The organism is Haladaptatus sp. T7 (assembly GCF_026008575.1).
Lineage (GTDB): Archaea > Halobacteriota > Halobacteria > Halobacteriales > Haladaptataceae > Haladaptatus > Haladaptatus paucihalophilus.
Map to the genome: position 1 here is coordinate 636,671 of NZ_BROP01000001.1, position 26,630 is coordinate 663,300.

At 62.5% G+C, this 26,630-nt stretch carries 31 protein-coding genes and 1 pseudogene; 11 read left to right on the top strand and 21 right to left on the bottom strand.

The window, feature by feature from the left end; all coding sequences use genetic code 11:
- Positions 1–6: 6 nt before the first annotated feature.
- Together OPC11_RS03500 and OPC11_RS03505 are read right to left on the bottom strand one after the other, a co-directional pair.
- Complete coding sequence (locus OPC11_RS03500) at positions 7–1,482, bottom strand: MATE family efflux transporter (RefSeq protein ID WP_264781028.1); 1,476 nt, start codon at positions 1,480–1,482, stop codon at positions 7–9.
- Positions 1,479–2,087 (bottom strand): TetR/AcrR family transcriptional regulator, encoded by a 609-nt coding sequence (locus OPC11_RS03505; RefSeq protein WP_264781029.1) that lies wholly within the window; start codon positions 2,085–2,087, stop codon positions 1,479–1,481. The genes OPC11_RS03500 and OPC11_RS03505 overlap by 4 nt, the downstream gene beginning before the upstream one ends.
- 163 nt (positions 2,088–2,250) lie before the next feature.
- On the opposite strand from OPC11_RS03505, the gene OPC11_RS03510 reads away from it, so the two are divergent.
- On the top strand, positions 2,251–2,850 hold the full coding sequence (locus OPC11_RS03510; RefSeq protein ID WP_026177768.1) for a TetR family transcriptional regulator C-terminal domain-containing protein: 600 nt from the start codon (positions 2,251–2,253) through the stop codon (positions 2,848–2,850).
- Between the two features lie 9 nt (positions 2,851–2,859).
- Here the strand turns inward: OPC11_RS03510 and OPC11_RS03515 are convergent, their stop codons facing one another.
- Both OPC11_RS03515 and OPC11_RS03520 read right to left on the bottom strand, forming a co-directional pair.
- Positions 2,860–4,107 (bottom strand): ABC transporter permease, encoded by a 1,248-nt coding sequence (locus OPC11_RS03515; RefSeq protein ID WP_264781030.1) that lies wholly within the window; start codon positions 4,105–4,107, stop codon positions 2,860–2,862.
- Entirely contained in the window at positions 4,104–4,847 is a 744-nt protein-coding gene (locus OPC11_RS03520; RefSeq protein ID WP_018128784.1) for an ABC transporter ATP-binding protein, read from the bottom strand. The genes OPC11_RS03515 and OPC11_RS03520 overlap by 4 nt, the downstream gene beginning before the upstream one ends.
- A 197-nt stretch (positions 4,848–5,044) precedes the next feature.
- Here OPC11_RS03520 and OPC11_RS03525 point away from each other — a divergent pair, with 197 nt between their 5' ends.
- From OPC11_RS03525 to OPC11_RS03535, 3 genes are all read left to right on the top strand, one after another.
- Positions 5,045–5,218, top strand: coding sequence for a hypothetical protein (locus tag OPC11_RS03525; RefSeq protein WP_018128785.1), 174 nt, complete (start codon positions 5,045–5,047; stop codon positions 5,216–5,218).
- Between the two features lie 38 nt (positions 5,219–5,256).
- A complete protein-coding gene (locus OPC11_RS03530) occupies positions 5,257–6,174 on the top strand; it encodes a CocE/NonD family hydrolase (RefSeq protein WP_264781031.1) in 918 nt (305 codons plus the stop codon).
- Between the two features lie 76 nt (positions 6,175–6,250).
- Positions 6,251–6,676 (top strand): hypothetical protein, encoded by a 426-nt coding sequence (locus OPC11_RS03535; protein WP_264781032.1) that lies wholly within the window; start codon positions 6,251–6,253, stop codon positions 6,674–6,676.
- Here OPC11_RS03535 and OPC11_RS03540 read toward each other — a convergent pair.
- Positions 6,673–7,143 (bottom strand): metal-dependent hydrolase, encoded by a 471-nt coding sequence (locus tag OPC11_RS03540; RefSeq protein WP_007977999.1) that lies wholly within the window; start codon positions 7,141–7,143, stop codon positions 6,673–6,675. The two genes, OPC11_RS03535 and OPC11_RS03540, sit on opposite strands and share 4 nt — an antisense overlap.
- Positions 7,144–7,233: 90 nt before the next feature.
- Between OPC11_RS03540 and OPC11_RS03545 the strand changes: the two genes are divergently transcribed.
- Positions 7,234–7,926, top strand: coding sequence for an SDR family oxidoreductase (locus OPC11_RS03545; protein ID WP_264781033.1), 693 nt, complete (start codon positions 7,234–7,236; stop codon positions 7,924–7,926).
- A 19-nt stretch (positions 7,927–7,945) separates the two neighbouring features.
- Here OPC11_RS03545 and OPC11_RS03550 read toward each other — a convergent pair whose 3' ends face one another.
- Positions 7,946–8,629, bottom strand: a complete 684-nt coding sequence (locus tag OPC11_RS03550) for a DUF2071 domain-containing protein (RefSeq protein WP_264781034.1) — start codon at positions 8,627–8,629, stop codon at positions 7,946–7,948.
- Positions 8,626–8,871 carry a hypothetical protein gene (locus OPC11_RS03555; RefSeq protein WP_007978007.1) on the bottom strand — a complete coding sequence of 82 codons (246 nt, stop codon included), beginning with the start codon at positions 8,869–8,871 and terminating at the stop codon, positions 8,626–8,628. Before OPC11_RS03555 ends, OPC11_RS03550 begins: the two co-directional genes overlap by 4 nt.
- Before the next feature lie 94 nt (positions 8,872–8,965).
- On the opposite strand from OPC11_RS03555, the gene OPC11_RS03560 reads away from it, so the two are divergent.
- Together OPC11_RS03560 and OPC11_RS03565 are read left to right on the top strand one after the other, a co-directional pair.
- The gene (locus OPC11_RS03560) at positions 8,966–9,799 is read left to right on the top strand and encodes a hypothetical protein (protein ID WP_007978009.1); all 834 of its coding nucleotides are present in this window, start codon (positions 8,966–8,968) and stop codon (positions 9,797–9,799) included.
- A 66-nt stretch (positions 9,800–9,865) separates the two neighbouring features.
- Positions 9,866–10,121 (top strand): annotated as a pseudogene (locus OPC11_RS03565) (hotdog domain-containing protein); the annotation flags it as partial.
- Positions 10,122–10,125: 4 nt separating this feature from the next.
- On the opposite strand, the gene OPC11_RS03570 reads toward OPC11_RS03565, so the two are convergent.
- The 5 genes from OPC11_RS03570 to OPC11_RS03590 form a co-directional block, all read right to left on the bottom strand.
- The gene (locus OPC11_RS03570; protein WP_264781035.1) at positions 10,126–11,349 is read right to left on the bottom strand and encodes a choice-of-anchor W domain-containing protein; all 1,224 of its coding nucleotides are present in this window, start codon (positions 11,347–11,349) and stop codon (positions 10,126–10,128) included.
- Positions 11,350–11,470: 121 nt separating this feature from the next.
- The gene (locus tag OPC11_RS03575; protein ID WP_264781036.1) at positions 11,471–11,935 is read right to left on the bottom strand and encodes a signal peptidase I; all 465 of its coding nucleotides are present in this window, start codon (positions 11,933–11,935) and stop codon (positions 11,471–11,473) included.
- Positions 11,936–11,985: 50 nt separating this feature from the next.
- Complete coding sequence (locus OPC11_RS03580) at positions 11,986–12,681, bottom strand: CalY family protein (RefSeq protein ID WP_264781037.1); 696 nt, start codon at positions 12,679–12,681, stop codon at positions 11,986–11,988.
- Between the two features lie 142 nt (positions 12,682–12,823).
- Entirely contained in the window at positions 12,824–13,333 is a 510-nt protein-coding gene (locus OPC11_RS03585) for a hypothetical protein (RefSeq protein ID WP_264781038.1), read from the bottom strand.
- Positions 13,330–13,536, bottom strand: coding sequence for a hypothetical protein (locus OPC11_RS03590; protein WP_264781039.1), 207 nt, complete (start codon positions 13,534–13,536; stop codon positions 13,330–13,332). Before OPC11_RS03590 ends, OPC11_RS03585 begins: the two co-directional genes overlap by 4 nt.
- 111 nt (positions 13,537–13,647) lie before the next feature.
- On the opposite strand from OPC11_RS03590, the gene OPC11_RS03595 reads away from it, so the two are divergent.
- A complete protein-coding gene (locus tag OPC11_RS03595; RefSeq protein WP_264781040.1) occupies positions 13,648–15,216 on the top strand; it encodes a globin-coupled sensor protein in 1,569 nt (522 codons plus the stop codon).
- 46 nt (positions 15,217–15,262) lie between these two features.
- On the opposite strand, the gene ppc is transcribed toward OPC11_RS03595, so the two are convergent.
- Complete coding sequence (gene ppc, locus OPC11_RS03600; RefSeq protein ID WP_264781041.1) at positions 15,263–17,938, bottom strand: phosphoenolpyruvate carboxylase; 2,676 nt, start codon at positions 17,936–17,938, stop codon at positions 15,263–15,265.
- A gap of 73 nt (positions 17,939–18,011) precedes the next feature.
- Positions 18,012–18,341 carry a transcription factor S gene (locus OPC11_RS03605; RefSeq protein ID WP_007978021.1) on the bottom strand — a complete coding sequence of 110 codons (330 nt, stop codon included), beginning with the start codon at positions 18,339–18,341 and terminating at the stop codon, positions 18,012–18,014.
- 190 nt (positions 18,342–18,531) lie between these two features.
- Here OPC11_RS03605 and OPC11_RS03610 point away from each other — a divergent pair, with 190 nt between their 5' ends.
- Positions 18,532–18,882 carry a hypothetical protein gene (locus OPC11_RS03610; protein ID WP_264781042.1) on the top strand — a complete coding sequence of 117 codons (351 nt, stop codon included), beginning with the start codon at positions 18,532–18,534 and terminating at the stop codon, positions 18,880–18,882.
- Positions 18,883–18,894: 12 nt separating this feature from the next.
- Here OPC11_RS03610 and OPC11_RS03615 read toward each other — a convergent pair whose 3' ends face one another.
- The 6 genes from OPC11_RS03615 to OPC11_RS03640 all read right to left on the bottom strand — a co-directional run bounded on the left by OPC11_RS03615 (position 18,895) and on the right by OPC11_RS03640 (position 23,971).
- Entirely contained in the window at positions 18,895–19,296 is a 402-nt protein-coding gene (locus tag OPC11_RS03615; RefSeq protein ID WP_264781043.1) for a hypothetical protein, read from the bottom strand.
- Complete coding sequence (locus OPC11_RS03620) at positions 19,293–20,201, bottom strand: hypothetical protein (RefSeq protein WP_264781044.1); 909 nt, start codon at positions 20,199–20,201, stop codon at positions 19,293–19,295. Before OPC11_RS03620 ends, OPC11_RS03615 begins: the two co-directional genes overlap by 4 nt.
- 114 nt (positions 20,202–20,315) lie before the next feature.
- The gene (locus tag OPC11_RS03625) at positions 20,316–21,152 is read right to left on the bottom strand and encodes a hypothetical protein (protein WP_007978027.1); all 837 of its coding nucleotides are present in this window, start codon (positions 21,150–21,152) and stop codon (positions 20,316–20,318) included.
- An 11-nt stretch (positions 21,153–21,163) separates the two neighbouring features.
- Entirely contained in the window at positions 21,164–22,141 is a 978-nt protein-coding gene (locus OPC11_RS03630; RefSeq protein WP_264781045.1) for a beta-ribofuranosylaminobenzene 5'-phosphate synthase family protein, read from the bottom strand.
- A gap of 83 nt (positions 22,142–22,224) precedes the next feature.
- Complete coding sequence (locus OPC11_RS03635) at positions 22,225–23,181, bottom strand: hypothetical protein (protein WP_026177769.1); 957 nt, start codon at positions 23,179–23,181, stop codon at positions 22,225–22,227.
- Positions 23,182–23,239: 58 nt separating this feature from the next.
- A complete protein-coding gene (locus OPC11_RS03640; protein WP_264781046.1) occupies positions 23,240–23,971 on the bottom strand; it encodes a hypothetical protein in 732 nt (243 codons plus the stop codon).
- A gap of 205 nt (positions 23,972–24,176) precedes the next feature.
- Between OPC11_RS03640 and OPC11_RS03645 the strand changes: the two genes are divergently transcribed.
- Together OPC11_RS03645 and OPC11_RS03650 are read left to right on the top strand one after the other, a co-directional pair.
- On the top strand, positions 24,177–24,701 hold the full coding sequence (locus tag OPC11_RS03645) for a hypothetical protein (protein ID WP_073096576.1): 525 nt from the start codon (positions 24,177–24,179) through the stop codon (positions 24,699–24,701).
- Between the two features lie 86 nt (positions 24,702–24,787).
- The gene (locus tag OPC11_RS03650; protein WP_264781047.1) at positions 24,788–25,339 is read left to right on the top strand and encodes a DUF2378 family protein; all 552 of its coding nucleotides are present in this window, start codon (positions 24,788–24,790) and stop codon (positions 25,337–25,339) included.
- A gap of 13 nt (positions 25,340–25,352) precedes the next feature.
- Here OPC11_RS03650 and OPC11_RS03655 read toward each other — a convergent pair whose 3' ends face one another.
- Positions 25,353–26,417 (bottom strand): 3-keto-5-aminohexanoate cleavage protein, encoded by a 1,065-nt coding sequence (locus OPC11_RS03655; RefSeq protein WP_264781048.1) that lies wholly within the window; start codon positions 26,415–26,417, stop codon positions 25,353–25,355.
- Positions 26,418–26,630 lie beyond the last annotated feature (213 nt).

Sequence of the window (26,630 nt, forward strand, 5' to 3'; positions counted from 1 at the left end):
TCGGTCTCAGTCCGCCGGAGACGGCTGTTTCACGTCGTCGAGTTCGTTCGATTTCCACGTCCCGCGGCGGAACCAGAGGAACGCGAGGATGGCGGTCACGGTATTCGAGAACGCGATGGCGTACCAGACGCCCGTCGCGCCCATCGCGGTGTACGTCAACAGGCCGTACGCCACGGGGATGCGGAACACCCAGAGCGAGAGGATGGTAAACGCCATCGCGGTGGTCGTATCACCTGCCCCGCGGAACGCCGAAGTGACGACTCGGAAGATGCCGAGGAACAGGAACGTTGGACCAATAGTGCGGAGGTACTGCGCGCCGATATGGATGACTTTCGCACGACTGTAGTTGTCGCTGGATCCGACGAATATCCCGACGACGGGTTCCGCGAAGTACCATGCGAGGATGCTCACGACGGCAAGTACAACCGCCAATGTGGCGGACGCGTAGTACACCGCTCGCTCCGACCGCTCGGGTTTGTTCGCGCCGAGGTTCTGCCCGACCACTGTCGTCGTCCCCTGTGCGAGTCCGATGCTCGGGAGGAAAACGAGCGAGTTCAGCCGGTTACCGATACCGAAAGCGGCGACCGCTGGGTCGCCTGCCATCGAGACGATGGCGGTCAGGAACGTGACGCCGAGTGCCCGCGTCGACATGTCGATGCTGGACGGACCGCCGATGCGGATGATCTTCTTCACCGTCTTCGGTTCCGGGATGATGTCGTCTATCGACAGGTGAATGCCGACGCGGCCGCTGAACAGGATGGAGAGTCCGATGACCGCGCCGATGCCGCGCGAGAGAACAGTGGCAATCGCCGCGCCCTGTACCCCGAACCCGGCGAATCCGGTAAGGTTGAACAGTGTCGTCTGGAGTCCGCCGAGACCGAGGAACTCCAACAGCAGGTTGTCGGTGAACCCGTAGACGAAGAACGGGTCGAGGAGGATGTTGAGCGAGACGCCGAACGCCATCAGATACATCGGCGTCCTCGTATCTCCCCAGCCGCGGAGGAGCGCCTGAAACATGAAGAAGCCGAACATGAAGAACACGCCGAGGAACGTCGTTCGCGTGAACTCGACGGTCCAGCGATATATCTGCGTACCCGGCGTCGTTCCGATAAGCGAAACGAGGGTCGGCACGGCGAAGTAGCCGACGACCGCGAAAACCAACGATGCGAGCAGCGTGAACGAGATGGTCTGCCCGGCGACGTGGTTAACGCGGTCGTGGTTGCCCGCTCCTTTGTTCTGCGAGACGAGCGCCGTCCCGGCGATGGAAAAGCCGGTTCCGAGGCTGATGAGGAGGAAGACGAGCGGGAACGCGTACGAGACGGCGCTCACGGCACCGGGGCCGATCTGGCCGACCCAGAACGTGTCCGCGAGATTGTACACGACCTGCATCAACTGGCTGGCGACGATGGGTGCCGACAGCAATAATAGCGGTTTGAACAAGTCTCCGTCGGTGAGGTTCACGTCACGATTTCCGGCGCTCATTGGGCTTCATCTCCGACGGTGATGGCTTGGATGAATTCGCGGATGGCGTCGCGGCCTACTTCGTTCGGCTCGTCGGAGCCGAGGACGACGCTCCGTCCTCGAACGCCGTCGAGCAGAATCAGTACGTGTTCGGCCGCTCGCTCGGGGTCGATGTCCTCGAACTCGCCGCGTTCGATACCGTCCTCGAAGATGCGCGTGAACAGGTCCTTGAGCCGGGCGTTGTTCTCCTGAAGCTGTTCCCGGAAGGCGTCGTTGTAGGGCGCTTGCATCCCCATCTCCAACATCGTGACCTCGAAATCGTTCGAATCGTCCGGGTCGGGAAAGAGCGCATCGACGGTGAACGAGAGCGCGTCGGCCGCGCTGTCGCACTCGTCCAGCGAAAGCCTCGTGGCGAACTCGTCGAGGTGGTACTCGAGAAACGAGACGAGCAACTCCCCTTTGCTGTCGTAGTGGTAGTGGAGGAGCGACTTGCTCTTGTCGAGCTCGTCGCTGATGCGTTTCATCGTGAGATTCGCGTAGCCGTGCTCACAGAGCGCCCGACACGTGGCGTCCATGATGGCTTCGTGTGTCTCGGGCGGGGGCCCGTTCGACCGCTGTGTTTCCATGTACTGACTGAATAGTTAGTCACCCGTGTTAAGCGTTGTGTTGTCCGACGAGAATGACGGGGGGAGAGACAGAATACCACGAAACGGAGCGGCAGACGGGGCGATAGCTCGATTGCGCGCGACGACCACAAGCGTTTTGGGGAGATAACTAGTTGTTTAGTTAATGGCAGAGCCTTCCGATGGTGACGAGCGTTCCGAAGCCGAACTGAAGATAATGGGGGCCACCTATCGGGCACTCTGTGAGCACGGCTACGCGAACCTGACGATGCAGGCGATAGCGGAGGAGTACGGCAAATCGACCGCCGCGATTCACTACTACTACGACACGAAAGACGACCTCCTCGCGGCGTTTCTGAGCTACCTGTTGGACAAGTTCATCGACCGGGTTCACGAAGTCGAGACGACCGCCCCGAAAGAGCGACTCGACCTTCTGTTGGACCGACTGCTGACTCACCGCGAGGGCTCCCGAGATTTCATGATCGCCATGCTGGAGATGCGCGCCCAAGCGCCCTACAACGAGGCGGTGCGGGAGCAGTTCCAGCGCAACGACGAGTACACCCGCTATCTGCTCAAAACGGTCATCGCCGACGGAACGGATTCGGGCGTGTTCAGCGCCGAGGACCCGGAGCACGCGTCTAACTCGCTCATGCTCATCGTCGATGGTGCTCGGACGCGGTACGGCTCCATCGGGGACGAGAACGCGCTCGAAGAGGCGCGACGGACCGCCCGGGAGTACGTCGAATCGGTCCTGATGGCCGAGTAAAAAGCGCCGCTATTCGTGTCGGAGCGCGTCGATGGGGTCGATGCGTGCGGCGTTCCACGCCGGGTAGAGACCCGAGACGAGACCGACGCCGATACCGACGACGATGGCGACGCCGAACCATTTCGGCGCGAACGCGAGGTCGAAGCCGATAGCCTGCGCGGCGACGTACCCGCCCGCGATGCCGACGACGGTGCCGACGATGGACCCGATGACGCCGAGGATTATCGCCTCGACGATGAACAGTTGAATGATGTCGCGTTTCTGCCCGCCGACGGCTTTCATGATGCCGATTTCGCGGGTCCGTTCGGTCACGCTCACCAGCATGATGTTGGCGATGCCGATGGCCCCGACGATGAGCGAGATGACGGCGATACCGGTGATGAAACTCGTGAACGTCCCGATGACCTCCTGAATCTGCTCGACCAGTTGTTGGTTCGTCTGGAGGGACACCTCGTAGGACGCGGGTTTGAGTTGGCTCGCGTCGGATTCATTGGTCAGATACGATTCGACCGCGGGTTGGACGCTATCCACGTGGTCGTAATCGACGGCCCGAACCGTGACTTGCGGGTAGGCGCGTTGCTGTGTGCCCGTCGTCGGACTCCGCACCGTCGTGCCGTAGAACGGGTCGGTCGGGACGTAGATTTGGGGCCGTGAGGTACCGAACGCGCTCGCCGTTGCCGAGGCGTTGAGGATGCCGACGACCGTCACCGTCCGCGTGCCGTTTGCGAACTGGAGCGTGAGGCTGTCGCCGGTCGTGACGTTCGTCGAGAACAGCGTCGCGGCGGGTTCGTTGAGGACGACCTCCTCCGAACCGGACGAGAACGTCCGTCCCGACTCGAACGAATCCGACGAGAAGGCCCCCGGCGTCGTCGCGGTTACGCTCTCCCAGCCGATGGTTTGGCCGTCGTGACCCAGCGAGGACACTTGCACGCTACCCTGTGGGACGACGGAATCGACGTCCGAGAGACCCCGCAACTGTTCGATGTCGTGTTCGGTGAGCACCGGTACCGAGCCGCCCTGACTCGATGGCCCACCGGGTCCGTCGTTGGAACTCGGCGGGCCGACGCTCGCCACGATGGAGGGGTTGGAATCGGCCGAGACTTGCCCGACGATGGCGGCTTGAAGGCTCGCGCCGAGCGTGACGAAGGTGATGACCGACCCGACGCCGATGATGATGCCGAGCGTCGTCAGCACCGACCGGAGTTTGTGGTCGCGGATGGACCGCCAACTCATCTGGAAGCTCTGGCGGAAGTTCATGGCCTCGCCTCCACGCGTCGCGGCGACTCGACGGGTTCGATGCGCTCCACTTCGCCGTCCAGCAGGTGGACGATTCGGTCCGCGTGTTCCGCGACCGTGCGCTCGTGGGTGACGAGGAAGATGGTGTTGCCCTCGTCGTTGAGTTCCTCGAACAGGGCCAAAATCCGGCGTTCCGTCTCGCTGTCGAGGTTGCCGGTCGGTTCGTCGGCGAGGATGATGGCGGGGTCGTTCGCCAGCGCGCGGGCGATGGCCACGCGCTGGCGTTGCCCGCCCGAGAGTTCGTTCGGCCGGTGGTCGCGTCGCTCGCCCAAGCCGACCCGTTCGAGGAGGTCGCTCGCCCGCTCGGTCCGTCGCTTCGTTCCGGCTCCCTGGAACAGCATCGGCAGAGCGACGTTCTCCGCGGCGGTGAGTTTCGGCATCAGGTTGAACGTCTGGAAGACGAAGCCGATTTCGTCACCCCGAAGCCTCGTCCGCTCGGCGTCGGAAAGCGTCGTGACTTCGGTTCCGTTCACGGTTATCGTCCCCTCGGTCGGCGTGTCGAGACAACCGACGACGTTCATCAGGGTGCTCTTTCCCGACCCGCTCGGCCCCATGACGGCGGTGTACGACCCGGTTTCGATGGACAGGTCGATGCCGTCGAGGGCGTGGACGGGTTCGCCGCGATGGTAGGTCTTGCGGACGTCGGTCAGGGTCACCGCGGCGGTCGATTTCGGTTGGGTTCGTGGGCGTGAATCAGGCATGAGGTCGTGATAGCGTGTTCGATAGCTCGTCCGGTCCGTGTTCGCGGTCGGTCACGATTCCGTCGAGTCGCCGACGGGTTCGGCGTCGCTCGGCACCGTACTGACCGAATATTCAGTCAAACGGGGATACGCGTTCCTCGGTATTTAGTACCACTCGCTCGTTCGAAACGGCGCTAACGCTGTGAGGAGGCACGGGTTTGACATTCACGGGCGTCGACGGCTTCAGTATGGGGGTTTGTGACATCTGCGAACAGCGCAAGTCGAACGGGACGCATCTCGTCGGACGGACCGGCGAGTTGTGGGTGTGCCGGGGGTGCATGATGCGGGCCGTCACCGGAAAGAAGGAGGAACTGTCGTTCATGAACCCGTGAGACGACTTTTATGTTCCCCGTCGTCCTCGTAACGGATAATGACGAAGACACGGGCACGCGAGCTATCGCGGTTGCGGTACGCGAAGAACGACGCCGATTTCGAGAGCGAGGGAACGCGCTGTGCGGGATGGCTGTACACCCCGGAAGGCGTCGCGGACCCGCCCGTGGTGATGATGGCTCACGGATTGGGGGGCGAACGAACCTTCGGATTGCCGAAAATCGCGAAGGAGTTCGTCGCCCGCGGGTTCGCCGTTTTCCTCTTCGACTACCGGAATTTCGGCGACAGCGACGGCGAACCGCGCAATCTCGTGAGCGCGAGTCGGCACGTCGAAGACTGGGAGGCCGCCATCGACCACGTTCGCGGGTTGGACGCCATCGACCGCCGGAAAATAGCGCTCTGGGGAACGTCCTACAGCGGCGGGCACGTCATCGAAGCGGCGGCGGACGACCATCGAATCGCCGCCGTGGTCGCCCAAGTCCCGTTCGTCGACGGACGGACGGTCGCCCGCGCGTCCGGCGCGAAGAAGGTGTTGAAGGGGACGTTCGCGGGCGTCCGCGACCTCGTACGAAAGTACACGTTCCGCGGTCCGCACACGGTTCCCGTCGCCGGGTATCCCGACGAGTTCGCGGTGCTCAACGCGCCGGGAGCGATGGAAGGGATGGAAACCATCGTGCCCGACCCGCCGGTCTGGGAGAACGAAGTTCCGGCCCGCGTCTTCCTCGAAATCCCGTTCTACCGCCCGATTTCGGTCGTGGAGGACGTTCCGTGTCCGTTGCTCCTGATCGGCGGCCGGGACGACGACATCGTTCCGGTCTCGTCGATTCGGTCCGCGGCGGAACGGGCCGACGCGACGTACATCGAACTCCCAATCGGCCACTTCGACGTGTACGACGACGCGTTCGACGCGGTGGTCGGATACGAAGCGGCGTTCCTCGACCGAGAAGTGCGGGAGTGATGTACTCCGTACCGGTGGTGTCCGCGAGGATGTAGCTAGTTTTATTCATCATCACACAATATAACAAAATAGAGCAATGGTGAAATCATCCGAGACACCGCCTGTCTCCCTCTCACTCGACGAAATCTTCGAAGTACTGGTCGCTCCGCGTCGGAGAGCGGTGTTGTACGAACTCCACGGACGGTCGGAACCGATGACGCTGACCGACCTCGCCGCATCCGTCGATGCGGTTGAAGCGGTGGCGACGACGGAGACGAACGGGAACGAAACGGAAGCGGCGACCGGGACGAACGAACTGGAAGTGACGGCGGCGAACCGGAGGTCGGTCGCCGTCGCGTTGGACCACATCCACCTCCCCAAACTCCAGCAAGCCGGACTCGTCACCTACGACCGAGCGGAGAAAACCGTCGAGTTGGGCCGGATTCCGCGGCAGTTCGAGCGGTACCTCCGATTCGCGGCCGAGGACGACCACCGCACGCGGGCCATCGACGCGACCGTTTAACGGAGCAGGTGGCCGAGCGTCCACGCGCCACCCGCGGCCGAGACGCCGAGGACGAACAGCAGGACGTTCGCACGAAAGTCGCTCGCGGGGACGATATCGAGGGTGAACGTCCGCTCCGAGAGGGGCCAGAACGGACGGACCCCCATCGGCGTGATGACGTCGGCGAGGAGGTGGGAGACTATAGAGAGCGTACCGACCAGCAGGCCGAACTCGGCGACCGTCGTCCCCCCGAAAATCCCGCCGACGAGGGCGGAGAGGACGCCAACGGCACCGGCGAAGGCGACGGTGTGTGTCGCTCCCCGATGGCGGAGTCGGTTCGTCCGCGTGTCGAGGTCGGGAATCATGGTCAACGCGACGGTGACACCGCCGCCGAGAAGCGCGAACGTCGGAGACCCGGCCGCGACGAGGACGCAACAGATGGGTGCATAGAGCGCGAGCGCCACGCCGCAGTGACCCGGCTGATACATGTTTCTCACTTACACCGCAGGCGGTTAACTGCAACGGGGGGTACGGGCGACGACGAAAACCGATTTCACGCTCCCGTCCGACGTTCTCCCATGGACGGATTGACGGCGGTCATCACCGGCGGGACGCGAGGAATCGGGCGACGGGTCGCGGAGTCGTTCGCGGACGAGGGCGCGACCGTCGCCCTCTGCGGACGCGATGCTGGAGAAGTCGATGCGACCGTCGAGACCATCGAAGACGCGGGAGGTAACGCGGTCGGCGTGCGCGCCGACGTGCGCGACGAGTTCGACGTGGAGCGGTTGGTGGAAACCGCCGCCAGAGAGGGCGAGGACGGCATCGACGTGGTGGTGGCGAACGCCGGGGTCTACCACGGGACGCCGGGGGAAACGCCCCTGACGACCGAATCCTACGCCGCCTTCGACGACACCCTCCGAACGAACTGCCGGGGGGTGTACACGGCGATTCGGGAATCGCTTCCGCACCTCGCCGAAGACGCTCGAATCCTCGTTTCGACCGGTTCTATCGGCCACGAAACGCACGCCGGATACGGCTCCTACGCCGTCTCGAAAGCCGCCGCGGAGGGGTTGGTTCACGGGTTTTCGGCCGAACTCGACGGGACGGTGGTCGGCATCGACCCCGGCGTCGTCGGAACGGAGATGATGGGCGAGCAGGGACGCGACCCGGAGGACGTGGCCGGTCTGTTCGTCTGGGCCGCCACGGACGCCGAGGACGTGAACGGCGAAATCGTCGGGCTAAAGCGGTGGCGGCAGGCGACGCGGGAGTGAGTTCGTCGGCGGGAATACGTTAGTCGAGTCGTTTCGGCGCGTGGACGTGGAACACCATCGCCGGGCAGAACCGGACCCGAGGCTCCGCGTCGGGGAGAGGCAGTCCGACGGCATCGAACAGTGAGTCGGCCCACACGTCGGCCTCGACGGGGTGGAGCGGCCACGGGTCGTGTTCGACGCGGGCGGTCATTCCGGCTTGCGGGACGAACAGTCGATACCGCTCCGAGAGGAAGTAAGAGAGCGAGCCGGTCTCGGGAACGGTCGCGCCGTTTTTCGGACGGTACGTCGCCTCGAACTCGACGGGAAGCGTTTCGGGATGGCGTCGGCGGGCGTGAATCCGGTGTATTCCGTCCGTTTCGACGGTTATGTCGGCATCGTAGTACGGCAGACGATAGAGCCGCCGCGCGACACGCGCCGCGAGCCGACTGCCGGTGTCGAGGCTGAGAAAGTAGACGCCGACGGCATCGCCGAGGCGGACGTAGGTTCGGACGTTGACCTGTGGGAACGTCGCACCGAGGAGGTGCGGCGTTCCCGGCGGGCGGGCGTTTTCGACGGTCGAAGCGAGGACGCTGACCCACGCCCGCCCGTCGAACGTATCGAGCGCCAGCGAATCGGGAATCGCGGTTTCGAGCGCGGCGGTATCGACCGACCAGTGGGCGAACAGACAATCGCGCCACGTGAATCGGAGTACGCGCACGGTCACGACCGCCGGTAGTACCAGCAGGCGAAACAGCAGAACGGGACGCCGAAGGAGATGACGAGGACGGGAAGTATCGGCAGGAATCGGAGCGACCCGGTGACGAAGACGTCCAGTCCGAGAGCGGAGAGCGTTCCGTACACCGCGTCACCCGCAAACGGGGCGGTGAGCCGGAACAGGACGTACGCGACCAGCGTTTGCGCCGCCCGAACGAGCAATCCCGCGCCGCGAACCGTCTTCGTCTCCATGGTCACTCTACGTGTCGTCGCTCGGCAATAGCTTTGTGGTGGTTCGCGACGACCAACCGACGGGTTAATAACTTCTGATTGAGGATTAATAACCATGCCACGACTGTCACGGCTCGGCCTCGCCGGGTTCGTCGCCCTCGTCGTCCTCACCGGGGTGGGGGTGACGGCGGGGCTGTCCAAAGTCCTCGTCATCGCGTGGGTCGCGTTCGCGGCCATGGCCGCGGGTGCCGTGCTCGGGGGTCGGTCGAACGACTCCATGCACGCGAAAAAGCTCGTCTGGGCCTTCGGGTTGGCGAGCGGCGCGATGATAACCAGCGCCGCCGTCTTCCTCGTCCCGAGCGCGATTTCCCACCACCCGGAGTACGGCGGCTTCGGTATCGCCGCCGGGATTCTGGTCGGCTTCAGCGCCCACACCATCGGCCACCGGGCGACCCACCTCGAAACGGCGCTCGACCACACGTCGGTCGAACTGACCGCCCACTCGTTCGCCGCGGGTGCCATCATCGGTCTCGTCTACGGCAACATGCCGGAACTCGGGTTGCTCCTCGGCCTCGCCATCGTCTCGCACAAGGGACCCGCGGGGTACGTCGCGGCCCACCGACTCCGAGAGGGCGGCAGTACACCGTCCGTCCTGCTCCTCCCCGCCGCGGGCATCGGCATCACGGCTATCATTTCCGCGCTGCTCCAGTTGCCCTCCAGCGCCGCGGTCAACGGCCTCGTCTTCGGGTTCGCCGCGGGCGTCTTCCTCCACGTCGCCATGGACTTCCTCCCGCGCTGTGAACTCGGCGGCGAGGTGTACGAGGTGGCACAGTTGAGCGACAACGCCCACCACCTCCTCGACGAACTCCGCACGCACGCCGTCGCGAGCACCGCCCTCGGCGGGCTGGTGGTGTTCGCGCTCTGGGCGGTCATCAGCCGCCCGATGTGACCGTCGGCGTGCCATCACACAGGCAACCACACAACGACTATTCGCCCGCTTGCAGTAGCCACGCGCATGCCGACGTTGATGGACACCTACATCGAAAACCGCGAACGCGTGCAACCGAACCACGCCAACAACTACGAGACCGCCCACGGGAGAATCGTGATGAAGTGGATGGACGAAATCGGGGGCGATGTCGGCGATGCGACTCGCGGGGGAGACGTGCGTCACCGCCAACGTGGACCAGATGGACTTCCAACGACCGATTCCCGTCGGGGATACCACGGTCATCCAATCGTACGTCTACGACACGGGACGAGGCACGCTTCTCCCTACCGAACGATATACGGCCCGTTTCGCGTCCCGAAAACCAACGATTGTGGGCTGTTTTCGGTCGAATTACTGCCGGTCGACCTTGACCTCGAAGTTACACGACCGACCCGCAACCGGTAGTATTGTTTATTCTGCGACGGTTTCTTACGCGACCACTGTATGATGGCATCCCCCTCCAGCGTGAACCCTTCTTCGAGCGAAACGTTCGACACACGAATCGCGGAACCGCCGTTCGTGACTTGAATGTCCTGTCCCACCGAATCGCCGTTGAGGCGCATGTTGCTCAACCGTGTGGTTGCCGCGGACTGTGCGCGAGCATAGATCAGTAAGTCGGTATACGGCCCGGTATCGAGCGGTGAGTAGGTCAAGTCGTTTGTGCCCTGATTGCTGTAAGTGACGATTTGGGACCGTGGATCGTACGTAAGCGTGAACGGACGGGTCTCGTTGTTTTGCCAGTCCTTGTTCGCTCGGTTTTTCGGGTTGTTGATCGTTGGACCCAGTCGGTGCTCTTTCACGCCGGACCCGTGTCCCCCGATACGCCCCTGCGCGATGAACGACTGCTGCATCCGAATCGAGTTGTACTCCTGTTGTGTGAGCGTCGTTATCGTGGGGTCGGACGCCTGTCCAGCCCCGGCCTGTAGCGATACCCGTGTCGTATCCACGTCGCTCCACCCGGCCGGGGAAACGCGTGAATTCAACGTGAGATCGAGGTCGAAGGCGAGGCGGTCGCCGTATGCGGCGGTCGAACCCGTCGGATACTCCAACTCGAACACGAAATCGACCGGGGCCGACCCGAGTGGTGGAGAAAGCTGTATCGTCTGGTCGGGTTGTGTGGCGACCGTGCTGTACGACGCGAGCGAAGTGCTACTGCCGAAGAAGTAGCCGAGTAACGTCCCGTCCCGTTCGAGAGACGCCCTGAACTGTAGTTCGTCGTCGAGTTCGCCCCCGTCGGCGGGGGACGTGTTCGACTCGTCGGGTTCCGTCGTCCCCTCGCCAGTCGTCACCGTCGATACGCCGAGGCTGATCGACTCGCCACCGATGCTCCCGTCGTTCGTGAGTTGTGTTTGGTGTGTGTACGAACCGCCGGAAGCGAGAACGAAGTCGCCCGCGGCAGGGATTCGGTCGGCATCGCCACCCTGGAGTTTAAGATCGAGATCACCCTCGTCGGTCGATCCACCCGTCGAATCGGAGACGTCATATGTCGCGGTTCCCGTTCTCGTCATCGCCCACGAATTGGCACCGACCGCGAATAGTTGGAGAGCGCGCCGTCTCGATAGTTTCCTCATCGTCACCCTGAGCGACTATGGAACCCAGATATTTGTTCCTTTCCCACTGAAATAAAATCTATTCCATTTGGGTGAAAAAATACCCTGCACTACCGATGAGCACGCCACCAAGGACGATAGCGTAGAGATACGCACTACGCGAGAAAACCGGGTGAACCAGATAGCCGTATAGCGGAACCGATAGGACGACTTCGCCACGAATTTGGTCCCGATGGACGACGAAGGAATCCGGATACGTTCGAGCATCGCCTTTCGTCACGAATCCATCGGTCGTCTTCCGAACGATTCGATGAGTGATGAGTTCACCGTTCTGTACGAAGGTGATCGCATCCCCGGATTCGTAGTGGCTCGAGTCGTGTGTGTAAACCACGCTCCCGGGCTTGAGCGATGGCGTCATACTGCCGCTCAGGACGACATAGCTTCCCACGCCGGGCAACAGCGTGAACAGGATCTGTCCGACTATCGGGAGTAGGAGGATTCCGATAACGATCCAACCGAGTCGGGAGGGACGGAAGAACCTCATCAATCAGAATACGACTGCAACATATTTAAAATAAGTATGAGACTTTTTGATTATTGGCTACTGTCCTGATTGAGCGTGAAGTTGACCGCGATGTCCACGCCGTCGGCCATCACGTCCTCGTCGGCTCCGGTCAGATTACCGGTCGTATCGGCACCGGTCCAGTACGCAGCGTTGTCGTTTGCGACTTCGAGGTCGAGAGTGAAGTACGTCGTACTCGAACCGTTCGGAGCGGGTGCTTGCAGATTGTCGAGCACGCCCGTCTGTTCGTTCACCTCTTGAAGGTCGACGTACCCGTTACCATTCGTGTCCGTCACGTTGGTCGTGATGTCGTTGAGGACGGTCCCCTGCGGGTTCTCGTACTGCATCGCCTGAACGCGAATGAGGCTCGCCGTCTCGGACGCGTTCAACTCGTTGGCGAGCTCGGAGTCGTTCGGTTCGGCGCGAAGGTCGTTTTCCGTATAGTTGAAGCCGATTTCGAGATGATCCGCCTCCGTCGAGCCTTCGTTCGTCAGCGCGTACGTGTGATCCACCTGGTCACCTGGTTGTGCATTGATCAGGTTGAAATCCTCCGTTGTGCCATTCGCGCTGCCGTTAATTGCGAGGTCCATCGTTCCTGCTTCGACCGTGTTCCCCGTGCTTGAGTCCGTGTCGCTCCAGAACGCCCATGTACCGACACCAGCGAGAATACCACCGACGATGACTACCAACGCGAGCGCAATTTTGGTTCTTCTGTTGTTTATTTCCATCTCTGTAGTATATTACACAATAAACAAAGGATTAAATCTTTTCTAGCTCAAATCATATTAATTATAATTATTCAAAAATATGCGAATATATATAGGAACGGAACTGTGGTACGATGCGGGTCGAAGAGCGAAATACCTCAGGTCAGAGTTCTCGCGCCGAATCCGGGTTCTCCACGTCCCACAGATATTCCGGTAAAAAGGCGTCCAAGTGGTCGATGATTTTGCGGTCGCTGGCGTTCATTCCCTCGCAGTGGTCCCACGCCGACTCGCGGATATCGACGTGCATCTCGCCGTTTTCCGTGCGAATCGAGACGGGGTAGACGAAACAGCGGGCGGGCTTCCAGCCGTTTTCGGCCTGCAACTCACAGAGGCCGTCCCCGCGGAGGAAGTGACAGGCACAGCCGTCTTCTGCGGTTTCGTCGTGGTCTTTCTCCTCGCGGCGCACGAAATCCTCGCCGCGGAACTCGGTAGTCGCTTCGTTCAGGTCTGCGTGTTCTCCCAACTCGAAGAACTCGCGGTCGTACAGCATGACGCCGTGGTGGCAACACCACGTACAGCTATCGACGCACTCGAAGGTGAGGTCGGGGTCGAATTCCACGACCGCCTCGCGGCCCGGATGCACTTCGACGCGAACCGGAGTGTCTGCGCTCACGTCCGCGCTTCGGTCGCGCTCGCGGAAAGGTCATCCGATTTCGGCCGCCACGCCGTCAGCGTCTCCTCGTACGCCACGTCGGTTCGTTCGAAGCGCCGCTCGACGTACTCGTCCATCGTTTCGATGATGTGGTCGTCGGAACGAAAGTCCTTTTGGAGGGACAGACACCGAATCCGAGAGATGAGCGTTATTTGATAATCCATCTCCCCCTCCGTTTAGATACACACCATACGACCGCTGTAGTGCTGTGTTTGTGGCCGTTTCCCGGACGCCGATAACGGTAATAATTTAAATACTTGACCACAGTACACGCCATGAACAGCACAGGCGACGTGTTCGGGAACTCCGAACTCGGGAAACGGGTCGATATCGACGCGCAACTCGACGAGATGGGTCTCGATATGGAAGAGATAGAGCGACGGAAGTCGTTTCTCGGCCTCGACGCGGAGGACGTCAGCCGACTGTCCGCCCTCCGCCCGACGTTCGAAGCCAACCGCGGAACGGTGGCCGACCAATTTTACGAGAATTTGCAGGAACACGAGGAGACACACGAAATACTCGCGAACTCCACGCGCGGTATCGAATCGCTAAAATCGACACAGGGGGAGTACCTCGTCACCCTCGCCGACGCGACCTACGACGAGGAGTACGTTCGAAACCGGGCGCGAATCGGAAAGCTCCACGACATGCTGGACATGCCGTTGAACCACTATATCGGCCAGTACAGCATCTACTACGACCTCATCGGGTGTCTGTTGAAAGAGCGACTGGAGGACGACCTCGAAGCGACGATTCGAGAGCACGTCTCGCCCGCGGCGACCGACGGCGGGCAACTCGCCGGGACCATGACCGACGTGGACGAACTCGTCTCCGAGGTCCGGGAGTCGGCACACGAGCGCTTCGAGGACATGCTCTCGGTGCTCCGCGTGCTCAACCTCGACATGCAGATAGCGGCGGACACCTACGTCCACTCGCACAGTCAGCAGATGAAAGAGGAGATAGAGCGCTCGCGCACCCTTCGGGAATCGACCGAAGAGCACGTTCTCGACGCACACGAGTCCGCCGCCGACGTCGCCGAGAGCTCCGTCGAAATCAACCAACTCACCGAGGAACAGTCGGAGAACATGGAGCGAATCGCCAGCGAAGTGTCCACCCAGAGCGCCACGGTCGAGGAGATCGCCGCCAGCGCGAACGAAGTGGAACAGAAGAGCCGCGAATCCCAGGAACTCGCCGAGGAGGGGAAGAAACTCGGCCAGCGCGCGATCAGCGCGACCGAATCCACCGAGGACGCCCGCGAGAGCATGGTGGACGACGCGGAGGAACTCCAGAACGCGGTCAGCGAAATCGGCGACGCGGTGCGGATGATAAACGACGTCGCGGACCAGACGAACCTCCTCGCGCTGAACGCCTCCATCGAGGCGGCGCGCGCCGGAGAGGCTGGCGACGGGTTCGCCGTCGTCGCCGAGGAAGTCAAATCGCTCGCCGAGGAGTCGAAGGCTCGGGCCGCCGAAATCGAGGCGATGGGCGAACGCATCGAGAACCGAACCGAGAGCACGCTCGACAGCCTCGGCGAGAGCGAAGCCTCCATCTCCGAGACGGTCACCGCCGTCCAGCGGACCAGCGAAAAGCTCGAACGCATCGTGGACTCGGCCACGGAAACCGCGGTCGGCATGGAGCAGATTACCGCCGCGACGGACGAGCAGGCGTCGAGCACCCAGGAGGTGGCGACCATGATCGACGAGGCGGCAGAGACGTCCGCCCGTATCTCGACCGAGGTGTCGTCCATCGCGGAGACGAACGAGCAACAGGCACGGACTATCGAGGAATTGGACGAAATCGTCGCCAATCTCGGGAAAGAAGAGAGCGATATCGGACGAATATGAGGACGGACGACCCCGAACGACGGGTGAGAAGAAACGAACCGACCGACTAGCCTGTGTTTTTCATTCCCGCCGCGACACCCGTGACGGTCAGCCGGAGGGTCCGGCGCTCCGTCTCGGTGAGGTGTGACTGGCGAAGCAGACGCACTTGGAGGAGGTTGAGCGGGTCCACGTAGGGGTTCCGTCGGTCGAGGCTCTCCCGAAGCCACTCGCGCGAGAGGAGGTCGTCGCGTCCGGTGATGTCCAAGACGAGTTCGGCGGAACGCTCGTACTCCGCTTCCAGTTCGGGGAAGAACTGCTCGCGCAACTCGGGCGACGCGAGGTCGGCGTACTCAGCCGTGATTTCGAGGTCGGTTCGGGCGAGCGCCATCGCGGCGTTGTCGATGGTCGTGCGGAAGAACGGCCACTCCTCGTACATCTCCCGGAGGGTTTCGACGTCGCCGTAGGCATCCAATCCCTTGGCGAGCGAGTACCACCCGGGGAGGATACACCGGCTCTGGGTCCACGAGAACACCCACGGAATCGCGCGGAGGTCCTCCACGGTTCGCTCGCCGGAGCGGGAGGCGGGCCGAGACCCGAGGTTCAGGTCCTCGATGACGGTTATCGGCGTCGTCTCCTCGAAGTACGAGACGAAGCCGTCCGATTCGAGCAGGTCGCGGTAGGCGTCGCGGGCGGCGTCGGCGGCGACGTCCATCGCCTCGACCCACTCGTCGGGAATCGTCTCCTCGTCGTCCTCCAAGGCGGCGTACCGGGCGCGAATCTGAGCGTCCAGCATCTGTTCGACGTTCCGCTCCGCGATGACGGGGTTGGCGTACTTCTCCGCGATGGCCTCGCCCTGTTCGGTGAATTTGACCTGTCCCGAGACGGTTTCGCGGGGGAGCGCCAGCAGCGCCTCGTTCATCGGGCCGCCGCCGCGGGAAATCGACCCGCCGCGGCCGTGGAACAGGCGGAGGGTGACGTCGTACTCCTCGGTGATTTCGGCGAGTCGTTTCTGATTCCGATAGAGGCTCCAGTTGGCGGCCAAAAAGCCGTTCTCCTTGTTCGAATCGGAGTACCCGAGCATGATTTCCTGCGTCCCGCCGCGCGCTTCGAGCGCCGCGGCGTAGGCCTCGTTCTCGAACAGGGTGCCGACGATGCGCCGTGCGCCCGAGAGCGCGTACTCGGTTTCGAGCAGGGGAACCACGTCGAGTCCGGAGTAGCCCGGCAGGTCAACGATTCCGGCTTGATCCGCGAGGAACAGCACTTCGAGGACGTGGCTCGCCTCCTCGGTCATGCTGATGCAGTACGTGTCGATGGTCTCCGCGCCGTACTCGCGCTGCCAGTCTGCCGTCTCCGAAAAGAGGGTTAGAACCCGGCTTGCGGTCTCGGAGAGCCCCTCGGTGTCGAGGTCGATGATGGGTTCGTCCTGCAGGATGGCGTCGGTCAGCAGTTCGACCCGTTCGTCCTCGCTCATCGAATCGTAGTCGAAGCCCTCGCGGGCCAGCGCCTCCGCGATTGCCGTGGTGTGGTTCTCCTGATGGTCGCGCAAATCGAGCGCGGCGAGCGAGAACCCGAACGTTTCGACGCGGCGGCGAAGCGGTTCGACTTCCGTTTCGACGACGCTCTCCGCGCCGTCCTTCCGGAGGCTGTCGGCGATGGCGTCCACGTCCGCGAGGAGTTCCTCGGCGTCGTGGTATCCGCCGGGTCGAACGTCGCCAACGCGGTCGATTCGTTCGCGCATCAACGCGAGTTTCTGGCGGTACGGTTCCTCCGGGTAGCGGTCCGTCACGCGCTCCGCGATGGTGGGGAGTTGTTCGCGGTCGGTGTCGAGGCTCGAATCGAACAGAGCGCTCGTCTCGATTCGGTCGCCGTCCTGACTGAGGACGCCGGACAGTCGCTTCAGTTCGTCACGGTAGCGCTCCAACACGACGTCGCGCTGGCGGTCGAGGGTTTCGGCGGTCACCTCCGGCGTGACGTGGGGGTTGCCGTCGCGGTCGCTCCCGGCCCACGACCGGAAGCCGAACAGCTTCGGCACGTCCACGTCGAACTCCTCGCCGACGGTGTGGTCGAGTTCGTCGTACACGTCACCCACGATGTCGAAGAGAACGTTTTCGAGGTACCAGAGGACGTTCCGCGCCTCGTCCGCCACCTCCGGGCGGCGCTTTCTGACCTGCCGCGTCTCCCAGAGACCGGTCACTTCGCTCTCCAATCGGCGTTCGAGTTGATTCCGCTCGCGGTCGGTGAGCCTTCGTTCGTCGAGTTCCGAGAGCAGGGTTTCGACGGAGCGGAGTTTCGCCTTGACCGTCTTCCTGCGCGCCTCGGTCGGGTGTGCGGTGAAGGTCGGAACGACGTTGACGTCCTCCAACACTCGTTCGACGGTTTCGGGGTCCGCGTCGGCCTCGGCGAGGGTTTCGGCGGTCGCGCGGAGGCTGTCTTCGAGCGTTCCCTCCTGCGTCCCCTCGCGGATGGCGCGCACACGCTGTCGCTCCTCGGCGAGGTTGATGAGTTCGAAGTAGGTGGCGAACGCTCGTGCGACGTGACCGGCCAGTTCGGGCGATAAGTCGGCCACTTCGTCGCGGAGGACGGCGCGGGACTCCGCGTCCCCGCGTCGGTAGTCGATGGAACCGGTTCGAACCGTCTCGACGGACTCGAACGCCTCTCGAGAGGCCAGCCGCGACAGTACGTCGCCGAGCAACCCGCCGAGTTCGCGGACGTCCTGTCGAACGTCCCGGGTATGCAATCGCATACCAGAGGGTCGGGGTCACGCCACGTAAAACGTCGGTCTGCGGGTAAAATATGCGAAGTGTTTTGGACGATAATTAATTGTATTCGCGCCAGCGATAGCCGCACTCCTTACATTTGAAAAATCGCGTCGGCGGTTCGTCTGCGGAGCCGGTCTGTTTGATGGTGTACCACGCGACGCCGTGGCCGCACTCCTCACAGGTGACGTCGTTCGCCGTCGGTTTCCCCTCGAAATTCGCGCCCTCCTCGGTTTCGATGACGTCGGAATCGTCCTGCGCTTCGGTGGAGACGAACTCGGCGGCGCGCTCCTCGTCCTTCGCCACCGTCGCCTGACAGTCGTCGTTCGTACAGACCATCTTCGACCCCATCGACCGCATCATGGAACCGCATTCGTCGCAAAATTGCATACCTCGGCTTGGACGCGGAGCGTGAAAAGCGCCACGTACCGATTCGGGAAGCGTTATTTTCGTGGTATGTGTCAACCCATTGAGATGACCTCTGACCTATCGAGACGAACGCTGCTCGCCGCGGGAGCGGGCTTGGCGGCCCCTGGACTCGCGGGGTGTTCCGGTGCGAACAGTTCGTCGAGCGCCGACTGTGAAACGACCGCCGTCGCACACGGCGATGGAAAAATCCTGCAATCGGTGTCCGCCGTCCCCCGAAGACGGGCGCGTGCTCCTCTCCGTTTCGTTTTCGAACGGCAAGCAAGCGTCCACCGACCGGCTTCGGGTGTACGATTCGTCGGGCGACCTCGAATACGAGATTCCGACCGGGAAGCGGCGGAACTATCTCCAAACCATCGGCCCGCGGCCACAGCACGGGCGGCTTCGAGTCGTCTCGATGAAAAACGGCGAAGAAACCGACGAGCTCGTCGTGGACTTCAACTGCTGGGTAGACGAGGACTCCGCCTTCGCACCGGAAACTACGGGCGACGCGACGGAATCGTAGCGACTCTCGCGGTCATCCGCTCCCCGTGTCGAGGTTGTCCTCGTCGGCGACCATGGGACAGTCGGCCACCCGGAAGTGGTCGGTGTCGGGCATCGACAGGATGTCCGTTCCCTCGTGGGTACAGTGGAGGGTCGGCGGGTCGCCGACGTGCGGACAGCCGTGGCAGGTCGCTTTCGGAATCGTGCGAACGTCGCGGTCGTCCCGACCCGCCTCTCGGGGGGCGCTCACGACGAGTTCGCCGCTGTCCTCGCGCAGCAGGTCCGCCCAGAGTTCGTCGGTATCGATGTCGCCGACGTTCTCCTCTCGAAAGGCGTCATCGACCGGGGTGGACTTTCGCTTCCGGCGCTCCTCGATGTCGGCGGCGAGGTCGGCGAGGGGTTCGTCCCGGTCGTCCCCGGGCGGTCGGTCGCTCACTCGCCCATCACCTCGTTCAAGAGGTCGTCAACGTCGAGGTCGGAGTCGGGGTCGAGGCCGCCGTCGAAGTTGAGGTCGTGGTCGAGGTCAACGCCGGACTTCGACCGCGATTCGAAGTCCGGGTCGGTGGTGTCGCCTTCCAGCGCGGGCGGACGCCCCACGACGAGCCAGTTCGACCCGAAAAAGCCCTGCTTGGGGTCGATGTCCTCGAACGTCGCGCCACAGTGCGGGCAGGCGGGTTCGGTCAGCAGCGCGATGGTCACGCTCGTCTCGCACTCGGAGCACTTGGCGCTCGTAATGCCGTGACGGTTGGCGGTCCGGGCGAGTTCGGCGGTGGCCGCCCGCGTCGCGTTTTGTGCGGCGAGCGTGCGCGCTTGGTCGCGGACGGAAACGAGCGCACGCGCGAGGACGTCGAGTCGCTCGTCCAGTTCGTCGGTCGTCTCGGTGAGGTAGTCGAGCACCGCCTCGTAGTTCTCGAATCCGGAGTCCAGTCGTTTCCGGTTCTCGGCCACTCGTTCACGGAGGGCGTCGAGTTCCGGTTCGAGGTCGTCGCCGTCCCCGTCGTCCACCGTGCGACGGAGGTCGGCGAGTTCGTCGTGAAGACCGGCGAGTTCGCCGCGGAGTTCGGGGTGGTCGTGGTCTTCCGGAGCCTTCTCGTCGGTTTCGCGCTTTATCTGGACGACGCGCTCGCGCACGTCGGTCAACTTCTCCATAAAATCGTCGCGGAGTTCGGCGAGCCTTTCGTCGGAACCGTTCCTCTCGTGGAGCGTACCGTGCCCCGCGACCAGTTCGGAGAGGAGGCGCTGGCGGGAGATGCCGAGTTCGTCGGCCGTGTTGGTTAGCCACTGGTCGACCGCCGCCGGAACCTCTTCCGCTGGGACGTGACCCGCGTCTTCGCTCTCCATTCGGGTGAATACCTATTTCTCACAGCGTTGACTTAACGTTTCGCCTCGACGGGAGCGGGATACCGGCAAAGAGAAACGAATTTTGAAACGACGGTTGAGGCGAGCGTATGGACGCTATCGAATCTTGCGAACGTTGCTGATGTCCAACCCGTCGCTCTGTATCTCCGTCTCGAAGCGAATGATGCTCTCTTCCTCGATGCGCGAGAGGACGCCGCGGTACTCGCGGACGAACATGGTCCGAGCGCGCTCGTTGCCGCCGCTCTCCCACTCGAAGGTGATGGTGCCGTCTGTCGCGCTCATCAGGGCACCCATCTGGCGCTCCGTCAGACTCTCCTGTGCGACGAGGACGAGTATCAGGCCGCCCCACGCCTTGGCCGCCTTCTTCATGCCCTTGAGGAGCATGACCATCTGGTTCCAATCCACCTGCTCGTCCGGAAGCGACGAGAGGTCGGTCAGCGAATCGACGACGACGAGGTTTCGGGGCGCGTTCTCGGAGAGGTATTCGCCGAGCGCTTCGAGGACGCCGCGGCGGTCGTGACTGCTCCCGAGGTCGGTGATGGTGCGACGCTTCTCGACGTACCAGTCGTTCGGAATCGGACTCAGTTGGAAGTACTCGGCCGAGAGATCCTCGAACGAGATGGCGTCCGCCGCCGGACCGACGAGCGTCTCGTCGATGGTGTGCGTGAGTTCGTCGAATATTTCGGGTTCGTTGGCGGTAAACGAGACGTAGTGAACTTCGTCGGGGAGATCCGAGTGCGAGTCTATCGGCCCGTAGTGAAGTTCGAACAGGTCCGAATCGACGTGACCGAGGGCGTTGATGGTCGCGCTCGTGTACGCGAACTCGCGTGCGCCTGCCCCGGCGTCGCCAGCCAACAAGACGACGCTCCCCGGCGGGGACCCCCCGCCGATGAGCGAGTCGAACTGCGAGACGCCGAACGGGATGCGGTCCATGCGTTCCCCTCTCATTCCTGACGCTTACCGTTTACGCTCGCTCCGGCGTTTCGGGGCGAAGTGAGCAACACGTCTCCGGCGACGCCCGCGGAATCGAGCGCGTTTCGAGCCGCCTCGACGGCTCCGTCGGCCAACGTCCGCGTGGTCACGCCGTACACCGCGGGTCCCCACGACGACTGCCCGGCACCGAACACCGACGGGGAGGATTCCATGGCGGTGACGAGTTCGCCGACGGGTGGCCGATAGACGCCTCCCTGTTCGTCGGCGTACCACGCGCCGTTTCGGCGACCGATCTCCGCGACCGCACTGCCGAACCGGTCCGGGTCCCCGTCCGCAATCGCCGGAAGCAACCGACGGAGGAGTATCGAGGAGACGTCCTCGGCGATTGTCGGGTCCGCGCGTTCGACGACCGAGCGCATGCTCGCGTCCTCGTCGTCGCCGCTCCGACCGGGTTCGGCGTCCGGGAGGACGAGCACGAACCGCCAGTCGTCGGGAACGTCGTGTCGCGCGACGACGGGGGGGACCGACCAGTCGCCGCGTGCGGGACGAGCCGTGGTAAAGCGTTCCGTGGGATGTCCGGCGTCAACGACGAAACCACCGCGCTCGAACGTCGAGACGCCGATGCCGCTCCTCCCCGCCCTGTCGAGGGCGGGCGCGTGCTCGCGGACCGCCGGGTCGTCGCCGTAGGCGTGGGCGACGGCGGCGAAGACGGCCAGCGCGAGTTGCGTCCCGCTCCCGAGTCCGACGTGTCTCGGCAGCGTCCGGTGAACTCGAACGTCCGCGCCGGGGACGGAGAGCAAGTCCGTAGCCCTGCTCGCGTACTCGCGTGCACACGGGTCGTCACAGCGCACCTCGTCTGCCGGTGTCGCCTCGACGGAGACGGTCGGCGAGGAGAGAGCGACCCCCAACCCGCCGTACAATCGCTCGTGGGCGAGTGAGAGGTTCTGAAAGCCGAAATGGAGTCGCCCCCCGACCGTCACCTGTGCCATACCTAGCGGTCAGTCGAGAGCAGGATGGCGATTTCGGCAGTGGCAAATTACCGCGCTATCTCCCGGTGCGCGTGAAAGAAGCGCTACTCCATGTGGTCCAAAACGTACTCCGCCGCGCGGTCCGCGCCGTTTTCGTACTCGGGTGATTCGGGGGGATGGCGCACCGCGCGGGTGACGTGCGGAATCGAGTGTTCGATTTGGAACCCGCGAAGGCCGCGGCGTTCGATGACCCGCGAGACGCCGTGTTGCTCGTCGGTGAACGGGTAGATGATACAGGGCGTCCCGGCGACGGCGGCCTCCATCACGGTGGAGTAGCCCGAGCAGACGACGACGTTCGCGGCCTGAATCCACGGAAGGAGCGACGGCACCGACTCCCAGCCGTCGTGACCGACGAGGGTCACGTCGTTGCCGTCGTCTTCGAGGGCGCGGGCGAGTTCCGCGAAGTTGGTCGTGTAGGTGCTCGGAACGAGGAGCACGTCGATGTCGTCGGGAGGCTCCTCGCCGTTGGGTTCGAGGGCGATAGGAGGGATGTGGACGACGCCCGGCGGGTCGCCGCGGTCCGGCGGCCACACGGCGGGATAGAAGAACGCGTGCGACACCGAAATCTGGTAGCGGTTGAGAATCCACGTGAACACCTCTTCGATGGCGGCGTCGTAGTAGGATGCGGCGTTGTGGGTGAGAACGTACAGCGGCGTATCGGTGCAGTGGGCCGCCATCGCGGCGAACATGTCGTCCGTCACGAGGGCGGCAGGGTCTTCGCGGCGGAGCCATCGAACGAAGTCGAACACCCGCCGACCGCTGTTCGGAACGCTTCGAGTCACCACGTCGAGAATCGACCCGCCCTGATAGTCACCGATGTAATCGACCGTCGCCGGACGGTAGACCTCGTAGCCGTTGTGCTCGATGAACTGGGACCCCGGACCACCGCCTGCGAGGACGACATCCGTCTCCGGCCCTTCCAATGCTTGTGCCACCGCAAGCATCCGGGTCGCGTGCCCCGCGCCTTCCGGATAATGTGCGACAGCAACGGTCCGGCTCATGGCCAACTGTCCTCCCTGCCGTGGGAAGTATATTTGGATTTCCTGTTTTGGAAGAAAATCAGTCGCAGTCGATGGCGAGGATTTCCGTCGCACCGCGTTGGAACTCGAACGGAACGGAGCGAATCTCGACGCCGTACCCGTCCGACCGAAGGGAATCGAGGAGGTCGTCCAGCCGCGGGTACGGCGTTCCCTCGAAGTCCGCGAGAGGGTAGACGCGAACTTCATCGGCGGTGACGCGAGCGAGTTCGCGGAGCGACTCGACGTGGAATTCGTGGCTCAGTCGGTCGGCGTACAGGAAGAGCAAATGCGCCGAGAGCGTGTGCGTGAACGCGTCGTCCTCGAACGGGAGGTCGGGAAGTTTGGCGGGAACGTACCGACCGGAGGCGAGTCCGGCGGGGTAGTCCTTCAGGAACGTCTCGTAGGCCTCGGTCCAGTGGTCTCGAAGGCCGTCAACGTCGCCGTAGTAGTCCCACTCGAACAACTCCTCCGCGTCGTCGAACCCCTCGAGTGCCATCTCGATGTCGAGCTCGCCGCGCGTATCGAGCTTGCCGTAGTCACCCCGATACATGACGTCCGCGCCGACCGCAGAGAGTCCCCGTTGGGTCGCCTCCGCGACGAACGCACACGCGCCGGAGGGACAGTCGAGTATCCGCCCCCCGTCGAGTCGGTGGAGGTCGAGATCGAACATTCGAACGTACTCCTCGAACGTTCGCCCGATGAACGCCACATCCTCGATTTCGTACGTTTCATCGTCCGACGAGGATTCGAGCGATTCGTCATCGGTGATCATATTAAGAATTTGAATATTGTAAATAATAAACCTAGGGGTTCACACATATACGATATCAAAGAACAAGAATAGGAATCATATATTGCATGAGTAAGGAGTTCTCTCCGCTTGCTTGCCAATCCAGAGGTTACAAAATATTTACTATCTCTAGTTATTTAATCTGATAATAGTAAGTTATTTAATATACGTTTCTGAAATAATTTTCATGCCTCAAATGGCAGCGGCAAACACGCAAGTAAAAGGAGACTCTCTCACATCCGTCGTACAGGCTGTCTCTCGGCTATCGGAAGCGTACCGGAAGCGCGTTCTCGACGTGTTGGACAAAAACGGCGTTCCTGAACCACAGGTGGGTGAATGGTACTCGCTCCCGGCAGCGATAGATTCGCTCGACGAACTCGTCGACGGTATCGGCCCGCGAACCGTCAAGACCATCGGGAAGGAGATCCCCGAAACCGTAGAGTGGCCACCACAAATCGACTCCGTAGAGGCCGGATTGACCGGGCTCGACGACGTGTATCAGATGTATCACCGCGGTGGAGACGTCGGCTACTACGAGTTCGAGAAGACCGGCGAAACGGAGGGACGAATGATCTGTGAAACTCCGTACCCGTCCCCGATGGATCAAGGAATCGTCGAAGGTATCGTCAAGAAGTTCAACGACAGCGGCGCATTCGTCGAAGTCGAGCGGGACGAAACGGCGAGCAAACGAACGTTCGACGTTTCGTGGTAATCGAGCGCACGCCAATTACCAACCGAATTCTATTGTATATTTTCTTATAATAAAACAAATATTCTACAGATGAAAACTATCCTCGTGTGCATATTTCGGAACGACGCGGAACGGACATCAGTAGCATCGAAGTAGAAGGGCGAGCGGTTTCTTCCATCGTCAGGGGAGTCGGGTCCTTCTCCGATGCGTACGAGCGGCGGGCGCTTTCCATCCTCGAAGAGAACGGAATCCCGAAACCACAACCCGGCGAGTGGTATCCGATGGAGTCGTATCTCGACGCGTTCGACGAACTGGCCGAGACGGTCGGACCGAGGACGGTGACGAAGATAGGGACGAAAATACCCGACGTCGTGGAGTGGCCGTCGGCGGTCGATTCGGTGGAGAGTGCCCTCTCGAGCGTGGACGACGTGTACCAGATGAACCACCGCGGCGGGGAGGTCGGCTACTACGAGTTCGAGAAGACGGGCGAAACCGAGGGACGAATGGTGTGCGTGAATCCGTATCCACCGGAGTTGAACAGGGGTCTCATCACCGGCGTCGTCGAGACGTGGGGTGACGAGGACGCCGACGTCGAGGCGGTATTTCGGGGGTCGAGAGACGGGATGCAGCTGGTGACGTACGTGGTTTCGTGGCAGTAGCCGACACCCGACATCAGCGTGGCGAGGTGTACTCCATGCCGAGAAAGTCGCGGGCCTGGTCGGGGTCCGTGATGACCTCTCGGCCGAGCAACTCGGCGAACTGCACGGCGAGTTCGATGATTTCGGTGTTGTCCTGAATCACCTCGTTCCGGTGCGGGTATCGCCAGTAGGTGTCCTCGATACCGACGCGGACAACGTTCGCACCCGCGAGCAGTCCGAGGACGAGCGTCGGAAGCCAGTTTCGCCCGCCGGGGTTGACGCCGACGATGGCGTCGTCGATGGTCTCGCGGGCGTTGTAGATGGAGGAGATGACGTTGAGATACGACCACGGGTCGTTGTTCGTCGTCTGGGAGTGGTGTGCGCCCAGATAGAGGTTCAACATGTGCGAATCCTCCTCCACCTCGCCCTTCTCGAACAGTCGATGTTTCAAGTCGTAGAGGACGTGCGTGTCGTACAACTGGAACACCGGTTTGACCCCGTTTTCTTGGAAGAACCGAACGCCCTCCGTGATGGCCGACGGAGAGTGATAGGTACCAGCGCCGAACAACCCCATCGGAAGGACGACCGAACCCTGGCAGTACTTGTTCCCGTCGCCCATGCGGAGCAGTTTCTCCGTCGCCGTCACGTAATCGGCGTGCGGGCCGGTCATCCACGTCTGACTCGTCGTAATCACCTCACCGCACGCCTCGAACACGGGGTCCAGCACCTCGGCGAGCAGTTCCGGACTCTCCCACTGGGGCCGCCGCTCCTCGTTTCGCGGGTGGACGTGCACCGCGGCGGCACCCGCCTCGATACCCTCGATGAGTCCCAGACTCTGTTCTTCGAGCGTGTCCGGGACGGCGGGGTAGTGCTCGCCACCGGCCTGCCATCCGGGGTAGGCGCATTCGATGACGACCGGCCCGCCCATCGTGTCGATCGGCTCCTCGCGGTGGACCGGGAAGAACTCCTTCGCCATCTCGGGAGTGAACGTCGGCGACGATTCGAGTTCGTCGAACGACAAATCGTCGTAGAGATTTCGATGGAGGGCGTCGCGTCTGCCATCCTTACCGGCCGCTCCGGTTGGTTCTTTTTTCGACATATCTAACTGGTTGTACCACCGTTATTTCAATCTTCTCTTAATATTATAAACTATGGAAACAAATATGTCCAATGGTGGTAATACCCAGACATACTCGACACTCACGGAACAACACGGTACATCGAACTCCGAAGTAATCCGTCAGCGTACGAGCATCGTTGACGGATGAGCGACCACCGAACGACTCGCTCCGCTCGCCGTTCGTAGTCCAAT